The 23,094-nt window shown below is 62.1% G+C and carries 22 protein-coding genes; 6 read left to right on the top strand and 16 right to left on the bottom strand.

From position 1 onward, the window contains the following. Nucleotides 1-17: 17 nt before the first annotated feature. From AC0969_RS15940 to AC0969_RS15920, 5 genes are all read right to left on the bottom strand, one after another. Complete coding sequence (locus AC0969_RS15940; protein WP_479625130.1) at nucleotides 18-1,139, bottom strand: sulfate/molybdate ABC transporter ATP-binding protein; 1,122 nt, start codon at nucleotides 1,137-1,139, stop codon at nucleotides 18-20. Further along, on the bottom strand, nucleotides 1,136-2,044 hold the full coding sequence (gene cysW / locus AC0969_RS15935; RefSeq protein ID WP_479625129.1) for a sulfate ABC transporter permease subunit CysW: 909 nt from the start codon (nucleotides 2,042-2,044) through the stop codon (nucleotides 1,136-1,138). The genes AC0969_RS15940 and cysW overlap by 4 nt, the downstream gene beginning before the upstream one ends. After that, nucleotides 2,041-2,910 carry a sulfate ABC transporter permease subunit CysT gene (gene cysT / locus AC0969_RS15930; protein WP_479625128.1) on the bottom strand — a complete coding sequence of 290 codons (870 nt, stop codon included), beginning with the start codon at nucleotides 2,908-2,910 and terminating at the stop codon, nucleotides 2,041-2,043. The genes cysW and cysT overlap by 4 nt, the downstream gene beginning before the upstream one ends. Continuing rightward, the gene (locus AC0969_RS15925) at nucleotides 2,907-3,932 is read right to left on the bottom strand and encodes a sulfate ABC transporter substrate-binding protein (protein WP_479625127.1); all 1,026 of its coding nucleotides are present in this window, start codon (nucleotides 3,930-3,932) and stop codon (nucleotides 2,907-2,909) included. Before AC0969_RS15925 ends, cysT begins: the two co-directional genes overlap by 4 nt. 80 nt (nucleotides 3,933-4,012) lie before the next feature. Next, a complete protein-coding gene (locus AC0969_RS15920) occupies nucleotides 4,013-4,933 on the bottom strand; it encodes a LysR family transcriptional regulator (protein WP_479625126.1) in 921 nt (306 codons plus the stop codon). A 112-nt stretch (nucleotides 4,934-5,045) separates the two neighbouring features. On the opposite strand from AC0969_RS15920, the gene AC0969_RS15915 reads away from it, so the two are divergent. Beyond that, nucleotides 5,046-5,450 carry a tautomerase family protein gene (locus tag AC0969_RS15915; protein WP_479625125.1) on the top strand — a complete coding sequence of 135 codons (405 nt, stop codon included), beginning with the start codon at nucleotides 5,046-5,048 and terminating at the stop codon, nucleotides 5,448-5,450. A gap of 151 nt (nucleotides 5,451-5,601) precedes the next feature. On the opposite strand, the gene AC0969_RS15910 is transcribed toward AC0969_RS15915, so the two are convergent. Then, nucleotides 5,602-5,838 carry a hypothetical protein gene (locus tag AC0969_RS15910; protein WP_479625124.1) on the bottom strand — a complete coding sequence of 79 codons (237 nt, stop codon included), beginning with the start codon at nucleotides 5,836-5,838 and terminating at the stop codon, nucleotides 5,602-5,604. 159 nt (nucleotides 5,839-5,997) lie between these two features. Between AC0969_RS15910 and AC0969_RS15905 the strand changes: the two genes are divergently transcribed. Next, nucleotides 5,998-6,270, top strand: coding sequence for an oxidative damage protection protein (locus AC0969_RS15905; RefSeq protein ID WP_479625123.1), 273 nt, complete (start codon nucleotides 5,998-6,000; stop codon nucleotides 6,268-6,270). 2 nt (nucleotides 6,271-6,272) lie between these two features. Next, entirely contained in the window at nucleotides 6,273-7,310 is a 1,038-nt protein-coding gene (locus AC0969_RS15900) for an FAD-dependent oxidoreductase (protein WP_479625122.1), read from the top strand. A 57-nt stretch (nucleotides 7,311-7,367) separates the two neighbouring features. On the opposite strand, the gene AC0969_RS15895 is transcribed toward AC0969_RS15900, so the two are convergent. After that, nucleotides 7,368-8,153 carry an SDR family oxidoreductase gene (locus tag AC0969_RS15895; protein ID WP_479625121.1) on the bottom strand — a complete coding sequence of 262 codons (786 nt, stop codon included), beginning with the start codon at nucleotides 8,151-8,153 and terminating at the stop codon, nucleotides 7,368-7,370. A 142-nt stretch (nucleotides 8,154-8,295) separates the two neighbouring features. Between AC0969_RS15895 and AC0969_RS15890 the strand changes: the two genes are divergently transcribed. Both AC0969_RS15890 and AC0969_RS15885 read left to right on the top strand, forming a co-directional pair. Then, nucleotides 8,296-9,993 (top strand): electron transfer flavoprotein-ubiquinone oxidoreductase, encoded by a 1,698-nt coding sequence (locus AC0969_RS15890; RefSeq protein WP_479625120.1) that lies wholly within the window; start codon nucleotides 8,296-8,298, stop codon nucleotides 9,991-9,993. Nucleotides 9,994-10,113: 120 nt separating this feature from the next. Beyond that, a complete protein-coding gene (locus AC0969_RS15885) occupies nucleotides 10,114-10,536 on the top strand; it encodes a universal stress protein (RefSeq protein ID WP_479625119.1) in 423 nt (140 codons plus the stop codon). 100 nt (nucleotides 10,537-10,636) lie between these two features. On the opposite strand, the gene AC0969_RS15880 is transcribed toward AC0969_RS15885, so the two are convergent. The 9 genes from AC0969_RS15880 to rnhA all read right to left on the bottom strand — a co-directional run bounded on the left by AC0969_RS15880 (nucleotide 10,637) and on the right by rnhA (nucleotide 20,243). Continuing rightward, nucleotides 10,637-11,590, bottom strand: a complete 954-nt coding sequence (locus AC0969_RS15880; RefSeq protein ID WP_479625118.1) for a branched-chain amino acid ABC transporter permease — start codon at nucleotides 11,588-11,590, stop codon at nucleotides 10,637-10,639. An 18-nt stretch (nucleotides 11,591-11,608) separates the two neighbouring features. Then, nucleotides 11,609-12,493, bottom strand: coding sequence for an ABC transporter permease subunit (locus tag AC0969_RS15875; RefSeq protein ID WP_315184282.1), 885 nt, complete (start codon nucleotides 12,491-12,493; stop codon nucleotides 11,609-11,611). 131 nt (nucleotides 12,494-12,624) lie between these two features. Beyond that, the gene (locus AC0969_RS15870; RefSeq protein ID WP_479625117.1) at nucleotides 12,625-13,839 is read right to left on the bottom strand and encodes an ABC transporter substrate-binding protein; all 1,215 of its coding nucleotides are present in this window, start codon (nucleotides 13,837-13,839) and stop codon (nucleotides 12,625-12,627) included. Nucleotides 13,840-13,871: 32 nt separating this feature from the next. After that, nucleotides 13,872-14,576, bottom strand: a complete 705-nt coding sequence (locus AC0969_RS15865) for an ABC transporter ATP-binding protein (RefSeq protein WP_479625116.1) — start codon at nucleotides 14,574-14,576, stop codon at nucleotides 13,872-13,874. Further along, on the bottom strand, nucleotides 14,573-15,325 hold the full coding sequence (locus AC0969_RS15860) for an ABC transporter ATP-binding protein (RefSeq protein WP_479625115.1): 753 nt from the start codon (nucleotides 15,323-15,325) through the stop codon (nucleotides 14,573-14,575). The genes AC0969_RS15865 and AC0969_RS15860 overlap by 4 nt, the downstream gene beginning before the upstream one ends. Next, nucleotides 15,315-16,961 carry an acyl-CoA synthetase gene (locus AC0969_RS15855; protein ID WP_479625114.1) on the bottom strand — a complete coding sequence of 549 codons (1,647 nt, stop codon included), beginning with the start codon at nucleotides 16,959-16,961 and terminating at the stop codon, nucleotides 15,315-15,317. The genes AC0969_RS15860 and AC0969_RS15855 overlap by 11 nt, the downstream gene beginning before the upstream one ends. Nucleotides 16,962-17,157: 196 nt before the next feature. Further along, nucleotides 17,158-18,327 (bottom strand): extracellular catalytic domain type 1 short-chain-length polyhydroxyalkanoate depolymerase, encoded by a 1,170-nt coding sequence (locus tag AC0969_RS15850; RefSeq protein WP_479625113.1) that lies wholly within the window; start codon nucleotides 18,325-18,327, stop codon nucleotides 17,158-17,160. A gap of 18 nt (nucleotides 18,328-18,345) precedes the next feature. Continuing rightward, the gene (gene sbcB, locus AC0969_RS15845) at nucleotides 18,346-19,800 is read right to left on the bottom strand and encodes an exodeoxyribonuclease I (RefSeq protein WP_479625112.1); all 1,455 of its coding nucleotides are present in this window, start codon (nucleotides 19,798-19,800) and stop codon (nucleotides 18,346-18,348) included. 8 nt (nucleotides 19,801-19,808) lie between these two features. Beyond that, nucleotides 19,809-20,243, bottom strand: coding sequence for a ribonuclease HI (gene rnhA / locus AC0969_RS15840; RefSeq protein WP_479625163.1), 435 nt, complete (start codon nucleotides 20,241-20,243; stop codon nucleotides 19,809-19,811). A 445-nt stretch (nucleotides 20,244-20,688) separates the two neighbouring features. Between rnhA and AC0969_RS15835 the strand changes: the two genes are divergently transcribed. After that, nucleotides 20,689-23,067, top strand: a complete 2,379-nt coding sequence (locus AC0969_RS15835; RefSeq protein ID WP_479625111.1) for a TonB-dependent hemoglobin/transferrin/lactoferrin family receptor — start codon at nucleotides 20,689-20,691, stop codon at nucleotides 23,065-23,067. The last annotated feature ends 27 nt before the right edge of the window (nucleotides 23,068-23,094 follow it).

Raw genomic sequence — 23,094 nt, 5'->3', positions numbered from 1 at the left:
CTATGGATGCAATCACATCACACGCCAGCGGCCTCTTCAATAAACACCTTGGCGCGGCGCGGTGTTACCACCAGCGTGTCGCCCTCGTTAACACCCAAGTCCCGGAACGCTTGCGCAGGCAGCTGCGCTTCGACCAGGTTGTCGTGGGTAGTATCACCCGCTTGGTTCGCATCCACGGGCGTAAGTTCCAACCGGGCGATGGGGCCAATCACCAAAGCGCGGGTCAGCGTGACCACCATGCCGCGTGGCTGCCCGGCATCGTCCAGGCCCTCGCCCTTGGCGTAGCGCTGCACGTCCAGGTCGTGGGGCCGCACATAGGCAAAGGCTTTGGCATCCTGCGCCTCGCCGTGCTCGGGGGCCTGGATCTTGACACCCTCCAGCTGCACCTCGCCCGCGTGGGCACGGCCGTGGAACAAGTTCACGTCGCCCAAAAAGCCATACACAAACGGGCTGGCCGGGTGGTCCCACACCTGTTGCGGCGAGCCAATTTGCTCGACCTTGCCCTGGTTCATTACCACCACACGGTCGGCTACCTCCAGCGCTTCTTCCTGGTCGTGGGTGACGAAGATGCTGGTCACGTTCAGCTCGTCGTGCAGGCGGCGCAGCCAGCGGCGCAGCTCTTTGCGCACCTTGGCATCCAGTGCGCCAAACGGTTCGTCGAGCAGCAGCACCTTGGGCTCCACCGCCAGGGCGCGGGCCAGGGCAATGCGCTGGCGCTGGCCACCCGACAGCTGCGACGGGTAGCGGTTCGCCAGCCAGTCGAGTTGCACCAGACCCAGCAGCTCGTGCACCTTGGCCTTGATGACAGCCTCGCTGGGGCGCTGGTTGCGGGGTTTGACGCGCAGGCCAAAGGCCACGTTTTCAAACACCGTCATGTGGCGAAACAGCGCGTAATGCTGGAACACAAAGCCCACCTGGCGCTCGCGCACATGCACGTCGGTGGTGTCTTCGCCCGAGAAATGGATACTGCCCGCGTCCGGCGTTTCCAGCCCGGCAATGATGCGTAAGAGAGTGGTTTTGCCGCAGCCCGAAGGGCCGAGCAAGGCGACCAATTCGCCAGATTCGATGTCCAGGCTCACGTCGCCCAAGGCGGTAAAGCTGCCGAATTGTTTGTGGATGTTGCGGATTTCAATGCTCATACAGCAGCTTTCAAAACTAAGGTGTGCGGTTCAGGCGGGGCTTCGGCAATGGCTTTGAGTTCGCGTTCAATGCGCCACTCGGATACCGACTTGATCACCAGGGTCACCAGCGCAAGAACAGCCAACAACGAGGCCACGGCAAACGCCGCCACCGACTGGTATTCGTTGTACAAAATCTCTACGTGCAGCGGCAAGGTGTTGGTCTGGCCACGGATGTGGCCGGAAACCACCGACACCGCGCCAAACTCGCCCATCGCCCGGGCGTTGGTCAAAATCACGCCGTACAGCAGGCCCCATTTGATGTTGGGCAGGGTGACATACCAAAAGGTCTGCCAGCCTGTCGCGCCCAGCACAATCGCCGCCTGTTCTTCGTCATTGCCCTGGGCCTGCATCAGTGGAATCAGCTCGCGGGCGATGAACGGAAAGGTCACAAACACGGTGGCCAGCACGATGCCGGGCACGGCAAAAATGATCTTCACGTCGTGCGCTTGCAGCCACGGCCCAAACCAGCCGTGCGCCCCAAACAGCAGCACATACACCAGCCCGGCCACTACCGGCGACACCGAAAACGGCAGGTCCACCAGCGTGGTCAAAAACGACTTGCCCCAGAACTCGTACTTGGCAATCGCCCAGGCCGCCGACACGCCAAACACCAGGTTCAGTGGCACGGCGATGGCTGTAGCCAGCAGCGTGAGCTTGATGGCATCCCAGGCATCGGGCTCTCGCAGGGCTTCAAAGTAGGCACCCGCGCCCTTGCGGAAGGCCTCGGTAAACACCGCCGCCAGTGGCAATACCAGGAACAAGAATAAGAACACCAAGGCAATGCCCAGCAGCGTATAGCGCACCCAGGCGGCTTCGGTGGTGCCCGCTTTGGCGCGGCGCACGGGTTTAGACAAGGCACTCATGCCGGGGCTCCTGCATGGCGGCGCTGCCAAGCCTGCAAGGCGTTGATCAGCAGCAGCAAAACGAATGAAATCACCAGCATCACCAAGGCCACGGCGGTGGCCCCCGCGTAGTCGTACTGCTCCAGCTTGCCGACGATGATCAGCGGCGTGATTTCCGACACCATCGGCATATTGCCCGCGATGAAGATCACCGAGCCGTACTCGCCAATGGCCCGGGCAAAGGCCATCGCAAAGCCGGTCAGCAATGCAGGCGCAATGTGCGGCAGGATCACGCGGGTGAAGATTTGCAGGCGGGTGGCGCCCAGCGAGGTGGCGGCTTCTTCCAGCTCTTTCTCAGCGTCTTCCAGCACCGGCTGCACCGTGCGCACCACAAAGGGCAGGCCAATGAAGATCAGCGCGATGACGATGCCCGCCGGGGTAAAGGCCAGCTTGATGCCCAGCGGCTCCAGGTACTGGCCGATCCAGCCATTACCGGCCAACAGCGCGGTGAGCGAGATCCCGGCCACGGCGGTGGGCAGCGCAAACGGCAAATCCACCAGCGCATCGACGATCTTTTTGCCCGGAAAGCTGTAGCGCACCAGCACCCAGGCCACCAGCAGGCCAAACACCAAGTTCACCAGCGCGGCAAACAGCGATGCGCCAAAGGTCAGGCGGTACGAGGCCATCACCCGGGGCCCGGTCACGGCGGCCACAAACTGGTCCCAGCTCAAATTAAAGGTGTTGAACACCAGGGTCGAGAGCGGAATCAGCACGATCACACACAGGTAAAACAGGGTGTAGCCCAGCGTGAGCCCAAAACCGGGCAACACCCGTTTGGCCCGGCCGGTTTTTACACGGGCCAGGGGGTTGAAAACCGCTGAACTCATTTAGCGCCTGGCGTGTAGATTTTGTCGAACTGGCCGCCGTCGTTGAAATGCACTTTTTGCGCCTCGCCCAGGCTGCCGAACAGCTCGTTCACGGTAAACAGCTGCACGGGTTTGAACACGCTGGCGTACTTCTTCAGGATGGCTTCATTGCGGGGGCGCAGCGCGTGCTTGGCGGCAATTTCTTGCGCTTCGTCGGAGTACAAATAGTCTAGGTATTCCTTGGCCAGGACCTGTGTGCCCTTTTTGGCCACGGTGCGTTCCACCACGGCCACCGGGTTCTCGGCCACCACGCTGATGCTGGGGTGGATGGCATCGACCTTGCCCGCGCCGAATTCGCGGTCGATGGACACCACTTCGGATTCAAACGTCACCAGCACGTCGCCGATGTTGCGCTGCAAAAAGGTGGTGGTGGCAGCACGCCCGCCCTGGGCCAGCACGGGCACGTTCTTGTACAGCTTGTTGACGAATTCGGCGGCCTGCGCGTCGCTGCCGCCCTTCTTCTTGGCATAGCCCCAGGCGGCCAGATAGGCGTAGCGGCCATTGCCGCCGGTTTTGGGGTTCACCACGATCACCTGCATGCCGGGCTTGACCAGATCGTCCCAATCCTTGATGCCCTTCGGGTTGCCGTTGCGCACCAGAAACAGCATGGTGGAGGTGGTGGGCGAGGCGTTGCCAGGGAATTTCTTGTTCCAGTCTTTGGCGACCACGCCCTTGTCGGCCAGGAAGTCGATGTCGGTGGAGGTGTTCATGGTCACCACATCGGCATCCAGCCCCTCGGCCACCGAGCGCGCAATGGCGCTGGAGCCGGCATGCGACTGGTCGATTTTTACGTCTTTGCCGGTGGTCTTCTTGATGTGGGCCACGAAGGCGGCGTTGTAGTCCTTGTAGAACTCGCGCGCTACGTCGTAAGAGCCGTTGAGCAGCGTGGTTTGCTGGGCGGAAGCGATGCCTCCAGCGGCTAGCAACACACCGGCCAACAGGCTACGGAGGGAAGATTTCGAGCGAAAAACAGAGGTAGGCATGCGGTCACCAGACAGTAAAAAAGTTAAATCCGATTGTCTGGCTTTCCGCTTACATATCAAACGACTGTTTTTTTGTTTGGTTAGCTGGATTTAGGAATATAGGAACCCGCCAGCCCCTGCGCAGCCAGCCACTCGGCCCAGTAGTCGATGCAGGCCCGAATCTTGGGCAGGCGGTGGCGCTCTTGCAGCATCACCGCGTAAATGGGGGTCAGCGGCCCAACAAAGTGGTCTTGCAGCACCGGCACCAGTGCACCGCTGCGCACCAGGGGCGCGGCCATCAGGTCGGTGAGCCGCGCAATGCCCACACCGTGCTGCACCAAGGCCGTCATCACCGCCGAATTATTCGAGCGGGTATGGTTGTGCGCCTGCCAAAGCGCAGCATTGCCCATTGGAGCCCACTGGTTGACCGCCAGGCTGACGCTGCTGGTGATGAGGTGGTGGTGCTTCAAATCATCGGGGTGCTGCGGCGTGCCGAACTGCGCCAAATAGGCCGGGGCCGCATACAAGGTGCGGCTGTGGCTGCCGATCTGGCGGGCCACCAGGCCGTCGCTGCCCGGGCTACCGGTGCGGATGGCCACGTCAATACCGTCCCGCGCCAGGTCCACCACCCGGTCGTCGGCGGCAATGTCCAGGTGCAACTTCGGGTGGCGCTGGTATAGCCCGGCCAAGCTGGGCGCAATGACCGATGCCGCCATCAAGGCGCTCACCCCCACCCGCACCCAGCCGCTGGGGCCGCTGATCTTGCCGCTGAGGGCGCTGTCCAGCTCGGCGGTGGTGTCCTGCATGCGCCGGGCGTAGGCCAAAAAGGTGTCGCCCTCGTCCGTCAGGCTCAGGCCGTGGGTGCTGCGGTGCAGTAGCCGCACGCGGCAAGCCGCCTCCAACCGGGTGAGTGCCCGGGTGAGCTGACTGACCGGCACACCACGCTCGCGGGCCGCCGCCGAGAGCGTGCCCAGCTCCGCAATGCGGATGAACAGAGCCAGGTCGTCAAGTTGGAGTTGCATGGCGGCCATTGTGGTTTGTTTTGCAATTAATGCAAAACCAATAGCCGAATTTTTCGGTTTCCGGCCTTTGCTTATCTCAATACAGTGGGTTACCACTCCACCAGATCCTCCCATGCCCTATCTGCACATCGTCCTCAACACACCCGCATCTGACAGAACCGCCCTCCAAGTCGCCCAGCGGCTGACCGACCTGACCGCCGACATCCTGGGGAAAAACCGCGCCTTGACGGCGGTACGCGTGGAGTTTGCCAACCCGCAACACTGGACCATAGGCGGCAGTTGCCTGGGCGACCTACCGCTGAACAGCTTTTATTTGGAAGCCAAGGTGACCGACGGCACGAATACGGCAGCGCAAAAAGCCCGCTTCATTGCCGAAGTGTTTGCCGCACTGGAAGGGATAGTGGGTCCGCTGGCCCCGGCCAGCTACACCGTGGTGCAAGAGGTGCCCGCCGATGCATGGGGTTACCAAGGCCAGACCCAGGCGGCGCGTGCGGCCTACCCGGTCACCGCACAGTGAGTACGCCCCCAGACGTATGGGTGGCACTCCACCGGCTCGCCGTAGTGCGGGCCCAGGCCCTGCGGCGCGAAGCAATGGACCAAGCTTGGCGCTGCACAGGCAAAACACTGGCCCGCGCCGGACGGGCCGTGTGGCGGGTTGTGTGGCGAAATCAACGCCGGTAGTCACGCCCTTCGCGGTCGCGCCAGTGCGGGCCGCCCCTACCATAGCGCCAGTCGGGCTGGGCATAAGGGCGCGGCACCACCAGCACCGGCGCAGGGGCGACCACCACCGCAGGCTCCACGTACACGCGTTGGCCATAGTCGCGGTGGCCGTAGGGTGCAACGACGCAGCCCGACACGGCGCAGGCCAACAACACCGTGGGAACCGCCAATTTGGCAACTTGCATGCAGAGACTCCAGAAAAGAAACAGTCGCTTTACAACGGGTGGGATCCTTTCTGGCCGACCTGCCGGGGTATGAAGTTCTGTAAAGCACCCACAAGCCAGGCGCCCGCCAAACATTGCTAAAGTCGCGCCCTGTCTTTTTCACCACAACAAGGTTCCCACATGGCACGCATGGTCCACTGCATCAAACTCGACAAAGAAGCCGAGGGTCTCGACTTCGCCCCCTACCCCGGCGACCTGGGCAAACGCCTGTGGGAAAACGTCAGCAAGGAAGCCTGGGCCGCCTGGCTCAAGCACCAAACCATGCTGGTGAATGAAAACCGCCTGAACCTGGCCGACCTGCGCGCCCGCCAATACCTGGCCCGCCAGATGGAAAACCACTTCTTCGGCAACGGCGCCGATGCGGCCCAGGGCTACGTGCCGCCTGCGGCCTGATCTTGCGTCGCACCTGCTGCACTGTCATCGGCGCGGGCCTGGCCGGAGCCGCCGTGGCGGCCAGCTTGGCCCGGCGCGGCTGGCAGGTGCAGGTGCTGGATGCGGCGGCACACCCGGCCGCCGGGGCCTCTAGCCTGCCCGCCGGGCTGCTGGCCCCGCTGGTATCCAAAGACGACAACATCGTCTCGCGCCTGTGCCGCAGCGGCGTAGCAGCCACCCTGCAACAAGCCCGTCTGCTCCTGCAAGAAGATGCCGACTGGCAACCCAGCGGCGTGCAAGAGCAGCGCATCGGCCCAACACCGTTAACACCTCTATGGCATGCCCATGCCGGGTGGATACAGCCTGCCCGGCTGGTGCAAGCTTGGTTACAGCACCCGCACATTGAATGGCAAGGCAACGCCCACGTGGCGGGCATCGAACCCACTCCCGAAGGTTGGCGGGTGCTGGATGCCGACGGCCAAAGCTTGGCGCAAGCGCCCCTGCTGGTGATTGCCGCCGGACTGGCCAGTGCGCCCTGGGTGCGCGCCGCCAGCGGAATTCAATTGCCATTGCAAGCCATACGCGGCCAGGTAACGATGGGCGAGCGCGGTGCGGCAGAGCTGCCCGCACTCCCGGCCTTCCCGGTGAATGGCCACGGCTGCTTTATCCCCAACATCCCCGGCCCCGCAGGCCGCCGCTGGATGCTGGGCGCCAGTTTTGAGCGCGACAGCGTGCACACGCACACCACCGCTGCCGACGACCAGGCCAATTTAGAACGCCTGCAAGTGCTGCTGCCCGCCACCGCTGCCGCCCTGCAAGCGCAGTTTGCGGCGGGCAAGGTGAGCGCCTGGGCCGGTGTGCGCTGCGCCGCCCGCGACCGGCTGCCCATCGTCGGCTGCGTCGCGCCGGGCCTGTGGGTCAGTACGGCGATGGGTTCGCGCGGGCTGACGTTTGCCTATCTGTGTGCGGAACTGCTGGCTGCGCAGTTGCATGGTGAACCGGTGGCGCTGGAGGCCAAGCTGGTCGCTGCGCTGAACGTACGCCGACTTGCTACAAAATAAGTAGCTACTCTCGCATATGGCATATGCGCCAGAGTGGTATTTTCTATAAATCCAGAATCAGGCCGCACCGAATCCATCGTCCGCCGCGATGATTGCGCCGTTCAAAAAGTGACTCTGCCCGCTGGCCAGCAGCACCAGCAGCGCGTCCAGGTCTTCGGGCTTGCCGATGCGTTTGCGCGGCAGCATTTGCACCAGCTTCTGGCCTTGCTCGGTTTCCCAGTGGTGGTGGTTGATCTCGGTGTCGATGTAGCCGGGGCAAATGGCGTTGACGTTGATGCCGTACTTGCCCCACTCCACCGCCATCGCCTTGGTCATCTGGATCACGGCGGCCTTGCTCATGCAGTACACACCGATCTGCGGCAGCACCTTGAGCCCGGCCATGCTGGCAATGTTGATGATGCGCCCGCCGGTAAAGCTGCCGGGGGCCGAGCCGTTGGCCCGGGCCAGCATGCGCTTGCCCACCGCCTGGGCCACAAAAAACGCGCCGCGCACATTGGTGTTGAACATGAAGTCGAACTCGTCTTCACCCACGTCTTGCAGCCGCTGGGCCACGCTGACACCCGAGTTGTTGACCAGGATGTCGATCGAACCCACCTCGGTCTCGGTGTGCGCCACGGCCGACTGGATGGACTCCAAGTCGGTTACATCCAGCTCCACCACGTGCGCATCGCCGCCGTCGCCGATGATCTGGGCGCGCAGCTCTTTGAGCTTTTCTACCCGGCGGCTGGCCAGCACCACCGCCGCCCCGGCCTGCGCCAAAGTGCGGGCAAACTGCGCACCCAAGCCGCCCGATGCCCCCGTAACCAGGGCCACCCGGCCCGAAAGATCCATGCTGTATGCCATGCTGTGAGTCTCCACGCGGTAGTTGATTGCCCATTGTGACAGTGCCCCCTCGCGCAGTCCGCATAAAATCGCGGCGATTTTGCCCCGCTTGTAACAGCGCTGTAACTGCCTCGGCAGACGCTCCCCACCCGAAAAGAACGACATGACAAACGAAGACATCCTGGCCCAGTTTGGCCCCCGTGAAGCGATGGAATACGACGTGGTCGTGGTCGGTGGCGGCCCCGCAGGCCTGTCCACCGCCATCCGCTTGAAACAGCTGGCGGCCGAGAAAGGAACGGACGTGTCGGTGGTGGTACTGGAAAAAGGCTCCGAGCCCGGTGCCCACATCCTCAGCGGCGCAATCATGGACCCCATCGCCCTGAACGAGCTGTTCCCCGACTGGAAAGCGATGGGCGCCCCCCTGAACCAACCGGTAACCGACGACGCGATGCTGTTTTTGGGTGAAAAATCTGCCTTCCGCACGCCCAACTTTTTGCTGCCCGGCTGCTTCCAAAATCACGGCAACTACATCGTCAGCCTGGGTGCGGTCACCAAGTGGCTGGGCGAGCAGGCCGAAGCCCTGGGTGTGGAAATTTTCCCCGGCTTCGCCGCCGCCGAAGTGCTGTACAACGCCGACGGTTCGGTGAAAGGCGTGGCCACCGGCAACATGGGCATCGGCAAAGAAGGCGAGCCCACCGCCGACTTCCAGATCGGCATGGAGCTGCTGGGCAAATACACCGTGTTTGCCGAGGGCGCACGCGGCCACCTGGGCAAGCAGCTCATCGCCAAGTACCAACTTGACGACGGCAAAGACCCGCAAACCTACGGCTTAGGCATCAAGGAAGTCTGGGAGATTGACCCCAAGCGCCACCAGCCCGGCTTTGTGATGCACACCGCCGGTTGGCCGATGGACAACAGCACCTACGGCGGCGCTTTTCTGTACCACATGGAGGGCAACAAGGTCACGCTGGGCTTCATCACCGGGCTGGACTACAGCAATCCCTACCTCAGCCCGTTTGAAGAATTCCAACGCTGGAAGACCCACCCGAACGTGCGCTGGTACCTGGAAGGCGATGCCGAGCACGGCGTAGCCCCCGCCAAGCGCCTGGGCTACGGTGCCCGTGCGATTGCGGCCGGTGGGCTGCAAAGCCTGCCCAAAACCGTGTTCCCCGGCGGCGCGCTGGTGGGCTGCGACGCAGGCTTTTTGAACGTGAGCCGCATCAAGGGCAGCCACGCCGCCATCAAAACCGGCATGCTGGCCGCAGAGGCCGCCTACGCCGCCATCACCACAGGCCGCCAGCACGACGAGCTCAGCGCCTACCCCGAGGCGTTTGAGAAAAGCTGGTTACACACCGAACTGCACAAGGCGCGCAACTTCAAAGCCTGGTTCAAAAAGGGCCTGGTCACCGCCACGCTGATGAACGGCATCGAGCAGTTCGCCCTGCGTGGCCACATCCCGTGGACGCTACGCCGCGACAAGCCCGACCACGCCTATTTGAAGCCCGCCGCGCAGTGCAAGCCCATCGTCTACCCCAAGCCCGACGGCAAGCTGACCTTCGACCGCCTCAGCAGCGTGTTCATCAGCAACACCAACCACGCAGAAAACCAGCCCGCGCATTTGACGTTGAAAGATGCCAGCGTGCCGGTCAGCATCAACCTGCACACCTACGCCGGACCCGAGGCGCGCTACTGCCCGGCCGGGGTGTATGAGTTTGTAAAAACCGATGCGGGCCAGGACCGCCTGCAAATCAACGCCCAAAACTGCGTGCACTGCAAAACCTGCGACATCAAAGACCCGACGCAAAACATTGTGTGGGTCACGCCTGAAGGCGGTGGCGGGCCGAATTACGCGGGCATGTAGTCTTGCCACGTAGTCTTTTGGGCCGTCCGCTTGTAGGCGACGGCCCCGTTGTTTGATCTGGCGCAACCACAGGTGCCTTTGCGCAGATAGACTCGCAAGAACACATCCAGGAGGCACCCTATGAAAATTCTTCTCGCCGTGGACGGCAGCGCCCACACCAAAAAAATGCTGGCCTATTTGGCCACGCACAGCGAGCTGTTTGCCGCCATCAACGACTACGTTGTGCTGACGGTGCAGCCCAGCATTCCGCCCCGGGTGCGCTCGGTGGTGGGCCAGGCGGTGGTAGACAACTACGCCCTTGAAGAGGCCGAGTTGGTGCTGGCCCCGGTTTCTGAGTTCTTGCTGCGCCACGACATCAATGCCAAAACCAGCTGGAAGATGGGCCCCGCCGGTGAAACCATCGCCAAGTTCGCCGAAGCCGAAAAATGCGACCTGCTGGTGATGGGCTCCCACGGCCACAGCGCGCTGGCCAATCTGGTGATGGGTTCGGTGGCCACACAGGTGCTGGCGCACTGCCATGTGCCCGTGTTGCTGGTACGTTAAAAAACAGGGCCTTTTTCAGGCCCTGAATCACAACTTAGCGCTTATTAAATAAGCGCATAATGCTCCTGTTTTTGATATCAAAAACAGGAGCATTTTTACGTTAGTGGCCGGCTGGGCCTGCGGCTGATTTCTTGCCAAACAGCGCCCCAATCTCGCCCACCACGCCCCGGCGGAACAGCAGCACGCAGACCACAAAGATCGCGCCCATGATCACCGTGACCCAGGAGCCCACCTTGTCGGCCAGCAGGTTCTCCAAGCTGACGATGGTGAAGGCCCCGGCCACAGGGCCAAGGATGGTGCCCAGGCCGCCTAGCAAGGTCATTAGCACCACCTGGCCCGAGGTGTGCCAGTGCACATCGGCCAGCGAGGCCAGCTGGAACACCAGCGACTTCATCGAACCCGCCAGCCCGGCCAGCGAGGCCGAGATCACGAACGCCAGCAGCTTGAAGCGGGCCACGTCGTAGCCCAGCGAAATGGCGCGCGGCTCGTTGTCGCGGATGGCTTTCAAGATCTGGCCAAACGGCGAATGGATGGTGCGGTGGATCAACCAGAACCCGGCCAAAAATACCGCAAACACGAAGAAATACATGGCAATGTTGTCGTTCAGATCGACCACCCCAAACAGCTTGCCGCGCGGAATGCCCTGCATGCCGTCTTCGCCGCCGGTGAACTTCATTTGCAGCGCCACAAAGTACACCAGCTGCGCCAGGCCCAGGGTGATCATGGCGAAGTAAATGCCCTCGCGCCGGATCGCCAGCAGGCCAAACAGCGCCCCCAGCAGACCGCCAAACGCGGCCCCGGCCAGCAGGCCCAGCTCGGGCGAGAGGCCCAGGTCGCGGCACAGGTAACCGGTGATGTAGGCCGATCCGCCAAAAAACGCCGCGTGCCCAAACGACAGCAGCCCGGCAAAGCCCAGCAGCAGGTTGAAGGCGCAGGCAAACAGCGCAAAGCACAGCAGCTTCATCAAAAACGTGGGGTACAGCACAAAGGGCGCGATGCAGCCCACCACGATCAGCACGGCAAACAAGGCAACAGTGCGTTGGCGTTCAGTCATAGCATTCATTCCATTCCTTCAGGCTTGTTTGCCGAACAGGCCTGCGGGTTTGACCAGCAGCACCAACACCATCACCACAAAAATCACCACCGCCGAGGCTTCGGGGTAGAACACCTTGGTCAGCCCCTCCACCACGCCCAGGCCCAGCCCGGTGACGATGGAGCCGAAAATCGAGCCCATGCCGCCAATCACCACCACCGCAAACACCACGATGATCAGGTTGGAGCCCATCACCGGGTTCACCTGCATGATGGGCGCGGCCAGCACCCCGGCAAACGCCGCCAGCCCAGCGCCTACGGCGTAGGTGGCCGTGAGCAGCACAGGCACGTTGATGCCCAGGGCCTGCACCAGGTCGGGCCTCTGGGTAGCGGCCCGCAAGGTGGCCCCCAGGCTGGTGCGCTCGATGGCGTACCAGGCGCTGAAACACACGGTCATGGCCGCCACCACCACCCAAGCCCGGTAGATGGGCAGGTACATGAAGCCCAGGTTCATGCCGCCCTGCAGCAGCTCGGGCACCTCGTAGGATTCGCCAGACACGCCGAAATAGTTTTTGAACACACCCTCGGCCATCAGCGCCAGCCCGAAGGTGAGCAGCAGGCCGTACAGGTGGTCTAGCTTGTAGAGCTGCTTGAGCATGGTGCGCTCGATCACCACGGCCACCGCCCCCACCACCAGCGGCGACAAAATCAGCGCCCACCAGTAGCCAATGCCCAGCCAGGTAAAGCCCATCCAGGCGACGAACGCTCCCACCATGTACTGCGCGCCGTGGGCGAAGTTGATGATGTTGAGCAGTCCAAAAATGATGGCCAGCCCCAGGCTCAGGATGGCATAGAACGAGCCGTTGATCAGCCCCAGCAGCAGCTGGCCGAAAAACGCGGGGGACGGTATGCCGAAGATTTCCATGGAGGGGTCTCGTGGGGGTGGCGGATGTTGCTCCCTCCCCCTTCGGGGGAGGGCTGGGGTGGGGGCTGGTTGCTATGCGCGGAGGGCCCCCATTCCAACCTTCCCCCGGAGGGGGAAGGGGCAAGACAGGGTTACTTCTTAATCAACGGGCAGCGCGATGCCGACAGCGGCTGGAACGCCTCGGCCGCCGGAATCACCGCCTTCACCTTGTAGTAGTCCCATGGCGTTTTGGATTCGGCCGGGGTCTTGACCTGCATCAGGTACATGTCGTGCACCATGCGGCCATCGTCGCGGATGGTGCCGTTCTTGGCGAAGAAGTCGTTTACCGGGGTTTTCTTCATCTGCGCCATCACCTTGGCGGTGTCGTCACTGTTGATGGCCTTGACGGCTTTCAGGTAGTGCATGGTGGACGAGTACTGGCCTGCCTGCACCATAGTGGGCATACGCTTGTGTTGGGCAAAGAAGCGCTTCGACCAAGCACGGGTTTCATCATTCAAGTCCCAGTAAAAACCTTCGGTGAGGTACATGTTCTGGGTGGTTTTGAGGCCCAGCGAATGGATGTCGGTGATGAACATCAGCAGGCCCGCGAGCTGCTGCTTGCCGGTGATGCCGAATTCGGCGGCCTGCTTGATCGAGTTGATGGTGTCGCCACCCGCATTGGCCAGGCCAATGATCTGCGCACCCGAAGACTGCGCTTTCAGCAGAAAGGACGAAAAGTCCGACGTGGGGAACGGATGCCGCACGCCACCCACCACTTCGCCGCCGCTGGACTTGACGACATCCGACGCGTCTTTTTCCAGCGCATGGCCAAAGGCGTAGTCGGCGGTCAGGAAGAACCATTTTTTGCCGCCCGCCTTGGTCACGGCCTTGGCTGTGCCGTTGGCCACCGCATAGGTGTCGTAGGCCCAGTGCACGGTGACATCGTTGCAGGCTTCGTTGGTAATGGCGGTGGAGCCCGCGCCGTTGACCAGCACGATGCGGTTCTTTTCCTTGCCGATTTTTTGTACCGCCAGCGCGGTGGAGGACGTGACCAGCTCGGTCACCACATCGACCTTGTCACGTTCAATCCATTCGCGGGCCTTGTTGCTGGAGATATCGCCCTTGTTCTGGTGGTCGGCCGAGACCATTTCGATCTTGAAGCTGGGCTTCTCTAAGGCCACAAAGTCGTCGATGGCCATCTTGGTGGCGATGATGGTGCCGGTGCCTGCCAGGTCCGAATAGGTGCCCGACAGGTCGGTCAGCACGCCGATTTTGACGATGCCATCGGACACCTGGGCCTGGACGGCGGTGGCCAGCACCAGGGATAGGGCAACGGCTTGGGCAAGAGGTTTGAGTTTGAGTTTCATGGATGTCTCCTCGGTCAAAAGTAAATATGGAATCAAACCCCTAGCAGGGCTTGCATGGCGCTGGTCTTCTCTGCCAGCTCATCTTTCTGGACCACCATAGCCACCTGGCCATGCTCCAACACGTAATGCCGGTCCGCCAACGGGGCGGCAAAGCGAAAGTTTTGCTCCACCAGCACGATGGTGTAGCCCCGGGTTTTCAGCAGTCGGATCACCTCGCCCAGTTTTTTGACGATCACCGGGGCCAGGCCTTCGGTGATCTCGTCGAGCAGCAGGGTTTTGGCGCCGGTGCGCAGAATCCGCGCCATCGCCAGCATTTGCTGTTCACCGCCCGACAAGCGCGTGCCGGGGCTATTGCGCCGCTCTAGCAGGTTGGGAAACAAGGTGTAGATCTCGTCCAGCGTCATGCCGCCGGGGGCCACGATGGGCGGCAGCAGCAGGTTTTCTTCGGTGGACAGGCCCGCGAAGATGCCGCGCTCTTCCGGGCAAAAGCCCACGCCCATGCGGGCAATACGGTGCGGGGCCAGGCCGGTGATTTCTTGCCCGTTGAACTGGATGGAGCCGGTGCGCTTACCCACCAGGCCCAAAATCGCCTTCAAGGTGGTGGAGCGGCCCGCGCCGTTGCGGCCCAGCAGGGTGACCAACTCGCCGGTGTTCACATGCAGGTCGATGCCGTGCAGGATGTGCGATTCGCCGTAGAAGGCGTGCAGGCCGCTCAGACGTAAGACTTCTTTGCTCATGCTTCCACTCCCACATAGGCTTCCAACACGCGCGGGTCTTGCGATACGGTGGCGTAATTGCCCTCGGCCAGAATGCTGCCGCGCTGCAACACAGTGATGGTGTCGCACAGCGACTCGACCACCGACAGGTTGTGCTCCACCATCAGAATGGTGCGGTTTTTGGATACTTTGCGGATCAGCTCTACCACCCGGCCCACGTCTTCATGGCCCATGCCCTGGGTGGGCTCGTCCAGCAGCATCAGCTCGGGGTCGAGTGCCAGCGTGGTGGCGATCTCCAGGGCACGTTTGCGGCCATAGGGCATCTCCACCGCTACGGTGTCGGCAAAACTGCGCAGATCGACCTCTTCCAGCAGGGCCATAGCGCGGTCGTTCAGCGCATCCAGCCGCTTTACCGACGACCAGAAGTTGAACGAATCCCCGCGCTTGCGCTGCAAGGCCACACGCACGTTTTCCATGGCCGTGAGGTGGCCAAAGGTGGCCGATATCTGGAACGAGCGCACCATGCCCCGGCGTGCCACCTGGATGGGGGTCTCGCGGGTGATGTCGATGCCGTTGAACTGGATCTGCCCCTGGGTGGGCTGGATGAACTTGGTCAGCAGGTTGAACACCGTTGTCTTGCCCGCGCCGTTGGGGCCAATCAGCGCGTGGATGCTGCCGCGCTGCACCTTCAGATCGACCTTGGAGACGGCGGCAAAGCCGAGGAACTCTTTGGTCAACCCTTGGGTTTGCAAAATGGTGTCATTCGCCATGCGGTTCCTTGTTTTGTGTCTGTACACGCAGTACGAATTTTTGGATTTTCCCGGTCGATGTCTTGGGCAGCGGCCCAAACACCACCCGTTTGGGCACTTTGAAGCGGGCCAGGTGCGTGCGGCAAAACGCGATGATGTCTTCCTCGGTGGCCTGCACATCGGGCTTGAGTTCGACAAACGCGCAAGGAACCTCGCCCCACTTAACGTCCTGCTGGGCCACCACGGCGGCCAGCATCACGGCGGGGTGGCGGTGCAGCACGTCTTCCACCTCGATGCTGGAGATGTTTTCGCCGCCCGAGATGATCACGTCCTTGCTGCGGTCTTTGATTTGGGCGTAACCGTCGGGGTGCAACACCGCCAGGTCGCCGGTGTGGAACCAGCCACCCGCAAAGGCCTCGGCGGTGGCGGCAGGGTTCTTCAGGTAACCCTTCATGACGATGTTGCCGCGAAAGAAGATTTCGCCCATCGTCACGCCGTCGGCGGGCACGGGGAGCAGCGTCTCAGAATCCAGCACGGCCATTGCTTCTTGCAGCGGGTAGGCCACGCCTTGGCGGGCGTTGAGGCGGGCGCGTTCTTCGGCCGGCAATGTCGCCCAGGCATCTTGCTGGGCGCATACCGCTGCCGGGCCGTACACCTCGGTCAGGCCGTAGACGTGGGTGATGCGGATGCCGATGTGCTCGCAGCCCTCGATCACGGCAGCAGGCGGCGCGGCCCCGGCGATCAGGCCCTGCACGGTGTGCGTGATGCCCTGGCGCAGGTTGGCGGGCGCATGCACCAGCATGCTGTAGACGATGGGCGCGCCGCACAGGTGGGTAATAACGTGTTCGCGGATCAGCGGAAAGATGAGTACGGGATCGACCCGGCGCAGGCATACGCTGGTGCCCGCCACCAGGGCCAGAGTCCAGGGAAAGCACCAGCCATTGCAGTGGAACATGGGCAGCGTCCACAGGTACACCGCGTGGTGCGGCAACTGCCACGAAAGAACATTGTTGGCCGCGTTCAAATACGCGCCCCGGTGGTGGGTGACCACGCCCTTGGGGTTGCCGGTGGTGCCCGAGGTGTAGTTCAGGGCGATGGCATCCCACTCGTCGGCGGGCAGTTGCCAGACGAATTGCGGGTCGCCTTGGGCGATGAAGGCCTCGTAGTCCACATCACCCAGTGCCTTGCCGGGTGGGGCCAGGTCGTCTTCGACCTCAATCACAAAGGGGCGCTTATCACCCAGCAGGGCCAGCGCCTTCTCCACCACGCTGGCAAATTCGCGGTCGGTCAGCAGCACCGTGGCCTCGCCGTGTTGCAGCATGAAGGCGATGGCTTCGGCATCTAGCCGGGTGTTCAGGGTGTTGAGCACTGCGCCCGCCATCGGCACGCCAAAGTGCGCTTCCAGCATGGCGGGCACATTGGGCAGCATGACGGCCACCGTGTCGCCGACGCCCACACCACGGGCTTGCAGGGCGCTGGCGAGTTGGCGACAGCGGGTGTAGGTGGTGGCCCAGGTTTGGCGGCGCTCGCCGTAGATGACGGCCAACCGCTCGGGGTAGATGTGGGCTGTGCGGGCAATAGTGCTCAGCGGCGACAGCGCCACAAAATTGGCGGGGGTTTTGTCCAAACCGTGCTGGTATGGATGGGTGCTGCGCATGCTAGGCCTCCGTTTCCTGTCTGCCGTGGGTTGGCGACAAGCTTATTTGTTGACTGGATTATGGGCAGGGTTTTTTACAAGTTACTGACAGGTTACGGTCAACCCTGTTGGGACTTTCCCGAGGGTCTACATTTATAAAAAATAAGCCTCTAGCGCATACTCCACATGCGCTAGCAGCTACATAAAAAGGAGCAAATCACTTCAGCGCGCGCAGCCGCCGGTGCTTGGCAAAAAACGCCCACAGCAAGGCGCTGGCATCCGGCCCCAGGCTGTCGTTGAAGCGCAGCGCGCCGTCGCCACCGCTCCAGGCGTGGTCTAGCCCGGCGATGCGGCAGACCGACACGATGGGCTTGCGGCCGACCCGGTAGTCCTGCGTCTGGAAGGCGTGGCGCGGGCTGCGGCCTTTGGGCCGGGCGGGGGTGTGGGTGGTGACGGGCGACTGATCGGCCAGGCCGTTGAGCAGGCACATCTGCCGCGCCACCTGCTGCTGGTTGACGATGCGCACCACTTTATCGGCCTCGCCGTGCAGGATGATGGCGGGCATGCGCGGAAAGCCACCGCCGTCCACGGTGGCCTGTACTGCCTGCGCCACGTGGGTGCCGCCGCCGGTTTGCATGGCCCCAAAGGCCGTCATGCGGCTATCTGCCGTGCCAAACACCGGGCCGGAATGCAGGCCCACGGCAGCAATGCGAAAGGGGTAGCGCAGCGCGATGGTCTGGGCCAGCGCCGCCCCGGCGGAGATGCCCGCTAGGTACACCCGGCTCGCGTCCAGCTCCAGCTTGGCCACCACCTGGGTAAGCATGCCCGCCACCAACCCGGCCTCGCCGCCGCCATGTTGGGTGGCGCGCTGGTACCACTGCCAGCAGCGGTGGGCATCGATCGTCAGCAGTTGCTGTGGGTACAGCACCGCAAAGCCTTTGCGCTGGGCCAAGGCGTTCATGCGGCTGCCCTGGGCGAACTCGGGCGCGGTTTGGGTGCAGCCGTGCAGCATGACCACCAGCGGCAAAGGTTTGAGGGCCTGCGCCTTGTCGCGAAACGGCAGGTAGAGCCAGTAGGTCATGCGCTGGCCGTTGGGCGCGGCAAAGAAGGAGCGGGTCCAGCTGCCGGGCAAGGCGGCGGGCGGCGCGGGCTTGGCGGCAGGTTTGGAGGCTGGCTTGGCCCTGGATTTTGGGGCGGCTTTGGCTGCGGGCTTGGCCTTAGGCTTGGGCGGCTTGAATTTAGGTTTCGGCGGGGCAAGGGCCTGTTTTACCGCAGCTTTGGTGGCCTTTTTGGTGGCCGTCGTGAAACTGCGCACCAGCTTGTTTTGCTGTGCCTTGGCGATACGGGTCAGGCTTTTCAACCATAGGCTACTGAGACTTTTTGCCATGGTTGTGGTCCGTTCGGGTTAATCGCGGTCGGGGGCGATGGCTTCGGCGTAATCGTACAGGGCACCCAGAATCTCTTCGCCCCGCTCGTCTGCCGTTTCAGACAAGGTGTCGATCTCGGCAAACAGGCCTTCGATGGTGCGGGCACCGCCCTCGCCGTCAAACAGGCGGGCGGCGCGGTGGGCCTCCCAGCGGGCGGCCTCCTCCGGTGTCAACGTGGCGGGGAAGTTGCGGGCACGGTAGCGAAACAGCAGCTCGCCCAGGCGGGGATCGTCGAAGTGGGCCCGGGCATCGGTCAATTTTTCGGGTGACAAGGCACGCAAATCGTTAAGGCGGTGGCGGTCGTCATTACCCACAAAGCCGCCGTACAGGTCTTCGTCCACATCCATGGGTTCCAGCGCCGGGCGGCTGAAGACTTCGGGCCAGATGGCGCTCATGTCGGGCAGCGCACGCACCTGTGCCGCGTGGGCACGCAAGGTGTCGCCCACCAGGCCCCAGCGCTCGGCCAGCGCGGGCGACAGGGTTTTCAGGTTGGCCACCACCATCGGCGACTTATTCAGGTGGATGGTTTTGATGGGCAGGCGGGCCAGCCCTTCGGGCAAATCTTCGGCCTTGCTGAACAGGCGCAGACGGATGTCGGCCGCGTTCATCTGGCCCAGCTCTGCCGGGCTGTGGGCCAAGTCCCAAGCGATCAGCTCGTTTTTGTTGTTTGGGTGCATGGCCAACGGCCACATCAGGGCCAGGCAGCCTTGCTGCGCGGGAAACATGCCGGAAATGTGCAAAAACGGCTTGGCCGTTTGTACCGTGGTGGGCAGGCCCAGCTCGGCGGCCACGCGGTCTTTTGTGTGCAGGCCCAGGCAGAAGTCGAACAGGCGCGGCTGGGCGGTGCGGATGAGGCGCGCCAGAGCGATGGTGGCACGCACGTCAGACAAGGCATCGTGCGCGGCCTCGTGCAGCAGGCCGTTGGCGGCACTGAGATCGGTTAATTTGAAGCTGGGGCTGCCGTCGGGCTTGGTGGGCCACTGGATGCCGTCGGGGCGCAGGGCGTAGGCGGTGCGCACCACGTCCAGCAGGTCCCAGCGGCCACAGCCGTTTTGCCATTCACGGGCGTAGGGGTCAATCAGGTTGCGCCAAAACATGAAGCGCGTGATCTCGTCGTCGAAGCGGATGGTGTTGTAGCCCACGCCGATGGTGCCGGGCTGGCTGAAGGCTTGCTCAATCTGGCTGGCAAACGCGGCTTCGGGCACGCCGCGTTGCATGCAGATTTGCGGGGTGATGCCGGTGATCAGGCAAGACTGCGGGTCGGGCAGAAAGTCGGGTGCGGGCTGGCAGTACAGCATCATCGGCGCACCGATCTCGTTCAGCTCGGCATCGGTGCGGATGGCGGCAAACTGGGCCGGGCGGTCCCGCCGGGGATTGGCACCAAAGGTTTCGTAGTCGTGCCAGAGGAAACTACTGAAGCTGTGGTCTGCCATGTGCTTGCTTACCGTTTGCCCAGGGCGACATCCACGCCCCGGTTGGCCAGCGCATCGGCGCGCTCGTTGCCGGGGTGGCCAGCGTGGCCCTTGACCCAGCGCCAGTCAATCTTGTGGCCGGCGGTGTTGACCAGCGCGTCCAGGCGCTGCCACAGGTCTACGTTTTTCACGGGTTCTTTGGAGGCGGTGGTCCAGCCGCGTGCCTTCCAGCCCTTGAGCCATTCGGTCATGCCCTTGAGCACGTACTGGCTGTCGATGTACAGGGTAATGCTGCAAGGCTGCTTCAAGGCGCTCAAGCCCTCGATTACGGCCATCATTTCCATGCGGTTGTTCGTGGTGGCCAGCTCGCCACCAAACAGTTCTTTCTCGGTGCCGCTCCAGGTCAGCAAAGCGCCCCAGCCGCCTGGGCCAGGATTGCCTTTGCAGGCACCGTCGGTATACATATCAATATGGTTCAAAACAGCTCTCTAGATGCAAATAGGCTACGTTTTTACCAGATACGTTGACCCGAATGTGTCTGTTCGGCATTGGATGGGGTCGGCGCTTGCACCGCAGGTGCTCCCGCCAGGATCTTGGCTTGCAACAACTTGCATAGCTCGGGGTGCGCTGTACCCGAATCCATGCACGTTAGCTTGGGGGCTAGCGCCCAAGCTAACAGCAGAGCTTGCTACATAAATAGGACTTATGCAGCACCCCTGTGTCGCCTGCTGGCACACACGGGGAACTTGCGTGGGCCCTAAAAATTTAATTTTTTGTGCTGGCAAGCGGCCTTGGATCAACATGTTACGATTCGTAAAATCTAAATACAAATCATTCTCACTTGTAATTACACGCGGTAATCAAAGGTGGATGCGGCACAAAAAATTCATCGTAAAGGAGTTAGCAGTCATGGAATACCTTCGCAACACAACGGCGACGAAAGCATCTAAACCCCAATGGATGCAGGTGCCGCGCCAGCGTCTGCTGGTAACGGCTATCCAGGCGGCTTTGATCGGGGCGCTACCAGCCACCATTTGGGCACAAACTTCCGCCGAGGCAACGCAAGCCCCTGCCGTGCAGACGCTGAAACCGGTGGAAGTAAGGGCTGAAAAAGAGGCCGCGAACCGCCAGCCCGGTGCCAGCACCACCGTAGATGGCGAGCAGCTGGAGCGGGCCAACAGCATGGAAGACGTGGTGCGCTACCAGCCGCTGGTGTCTGCGCCTGGCGTTGCCACGGGTGCCAGCCGCAACAAAAACAGTTTCGATCGCAGCGGCACCACGGGTTACAACATTCGTGGGGTGGAGGGCAATCGCATTGGATTGGACATTGATGGCGTAGAGATGCCCAGCGCCGCCTCGCGGCCCTATGTGGGCCGCGTGGGTGTCAATACTTTTGGGGTTGGCCGCGACTTTATCGACCCGGAGATGTACATAGCAGCCGAAATCGACTCAGGCACCACCTCAGCACGCCGCAATGCAGGTGGAATTGGCGGTGCCGTAGGGTTTCGGACCAAGGCCCCGGAGTACTACCTGAAGGATGGGAAAACGTCTTACTTCAACACCAAGCTGGGCTACGACACGGCAAACCGCTCCCGCAATGAAAGCGTCACAGCAGCCGCAAGCTCGGGCCCCTGGGACGGACTGCTCGCTTATTCGCGGCGTGATGGCCATGCCACTAGCAACAACAGCGAGAGTGTCAAAAGCTACCAAAACGACTGGAGTTCGGATGCGCTGCTGCTAAAAGGCGGCCTGCAAGTAGATGCAGAAAACCGCCTGGTACTGTCCGCAGACCTGTACCAGCGCAAAAACAAAAGTGTGTTCGATGGCTGGAACACTGCCAACACCGCCATCAGTGAAAACTCCAAACAGGACGGAACCACCGATCGCAATACCTTCCAACTGAGCCACAAATGGGCGCCTGCGAAGGCGTTTGTCGATCGGATCGATACCCGGTTGTACTTCCAGGATGCAAGCACCAACGATGTGACGGACACCACCACCTTATCAAGCGGTTCAACCGTCCGCAATGTGTCGGGCACCAAGACGAAAAGCTGGGGCCTGTCTACTGCGGCCGACAAGCGCATAGACAACCACCTGCTGAGTGCGGGCTTCAACGCTTCCATCGAGAAAGCTGAGCGCCCCTGGGCCGTCACAGGCTACATGAAGCCCCAGCCAGACACCACGACCAACCGCACAGGCCTCTTCCTGCAAGACGAGATCACTTTCACGGCCGCTGGCAAACGTTTGGCCCTCACACCCGCCATCCGCGTGGACCGGGTGGAAACCGAGTCGCGCAATCTACAAGATTTTGTGTCTGGCGCACTGACCTTGGCCGAAGCCACCAAGCTCTATGGCAGCCCGGCATCCAGCACCATCGTGAGCCCCAGCCTGGCCCTGGTATATGACCTGACCCCGCAATTCAGTGCCTATGCGCAGTACAAACACGGTGGACGTGCGCCGTCCACGGGCGAGGTATTCGGCTCCTGGAACATGAACTCCAGCTACAGCGCAACCCAGTACGCACTGATCGGTAACCACGATCTCAAGAAGGAAACCAGCGACACCATCGACATCGGCCTGAAAGGTGCCCCCGCTGAAGGCATCACACTGAATACCTCGGTCTTCTATAGCAAGTACAAAGACTTTATTGCCTATACGCGCTACACACGGGCGGCCAACCCGTCCATGTTCACCAATGTGCCGAGCAATCTCTCCATCATCTACCAGGCGGAGAACCGGGACGAAGCCACCATTTACGGGTTTGATGTCAGCACCCGACTGGAGCACGGTGTCTGGTCGCCAGGGCTACAGGGCTTCTACAGCACCTGGGCATTGGGCGTGAGCAACGGCAGCTCCAAGTCCTATTACCAAGGCGATAAAAAGGTCGATCTAGACAGCATTCCACCCACCAAAGCGGTGATTGGTGCGGGCTACGATGCTCCGCAAAAGGCATGGGGCCTCAATTTGTTCGGTACCTTTGCGACATCCAAGCAAGCCACCGCAACCAATCGCGACAGCTACTCCAATACTGCGGGCACCAGCGTAACGGACTCCACCACACAGCTATTCAATGTACCGGGGTATGCCGTCTTCGATCTGGCCGGTTACTGGCAAATCAACAAGACATGGCGCATGAGCGCCGGGGTCTACAACCTGGGCAACAAACGCTACTGGGACTATGCCAGCACCCGCAGCCTACAGCCCTCGGTCGCGCGTGACCAGCGAGATATCGAACTGCTAACCAACTCAGGGCGCACCTACGCACTCTCGGTGTCAGCCACCTTCTGAAAGCCCGGGTGCACACCCGCCCCAGCC

This window comes from Rhodoferax sp. LB1P47 (assembly GCF_056521445.1).
This window is presented reverse-complemented; position numbering and strand designations above follow the sequence as displayed.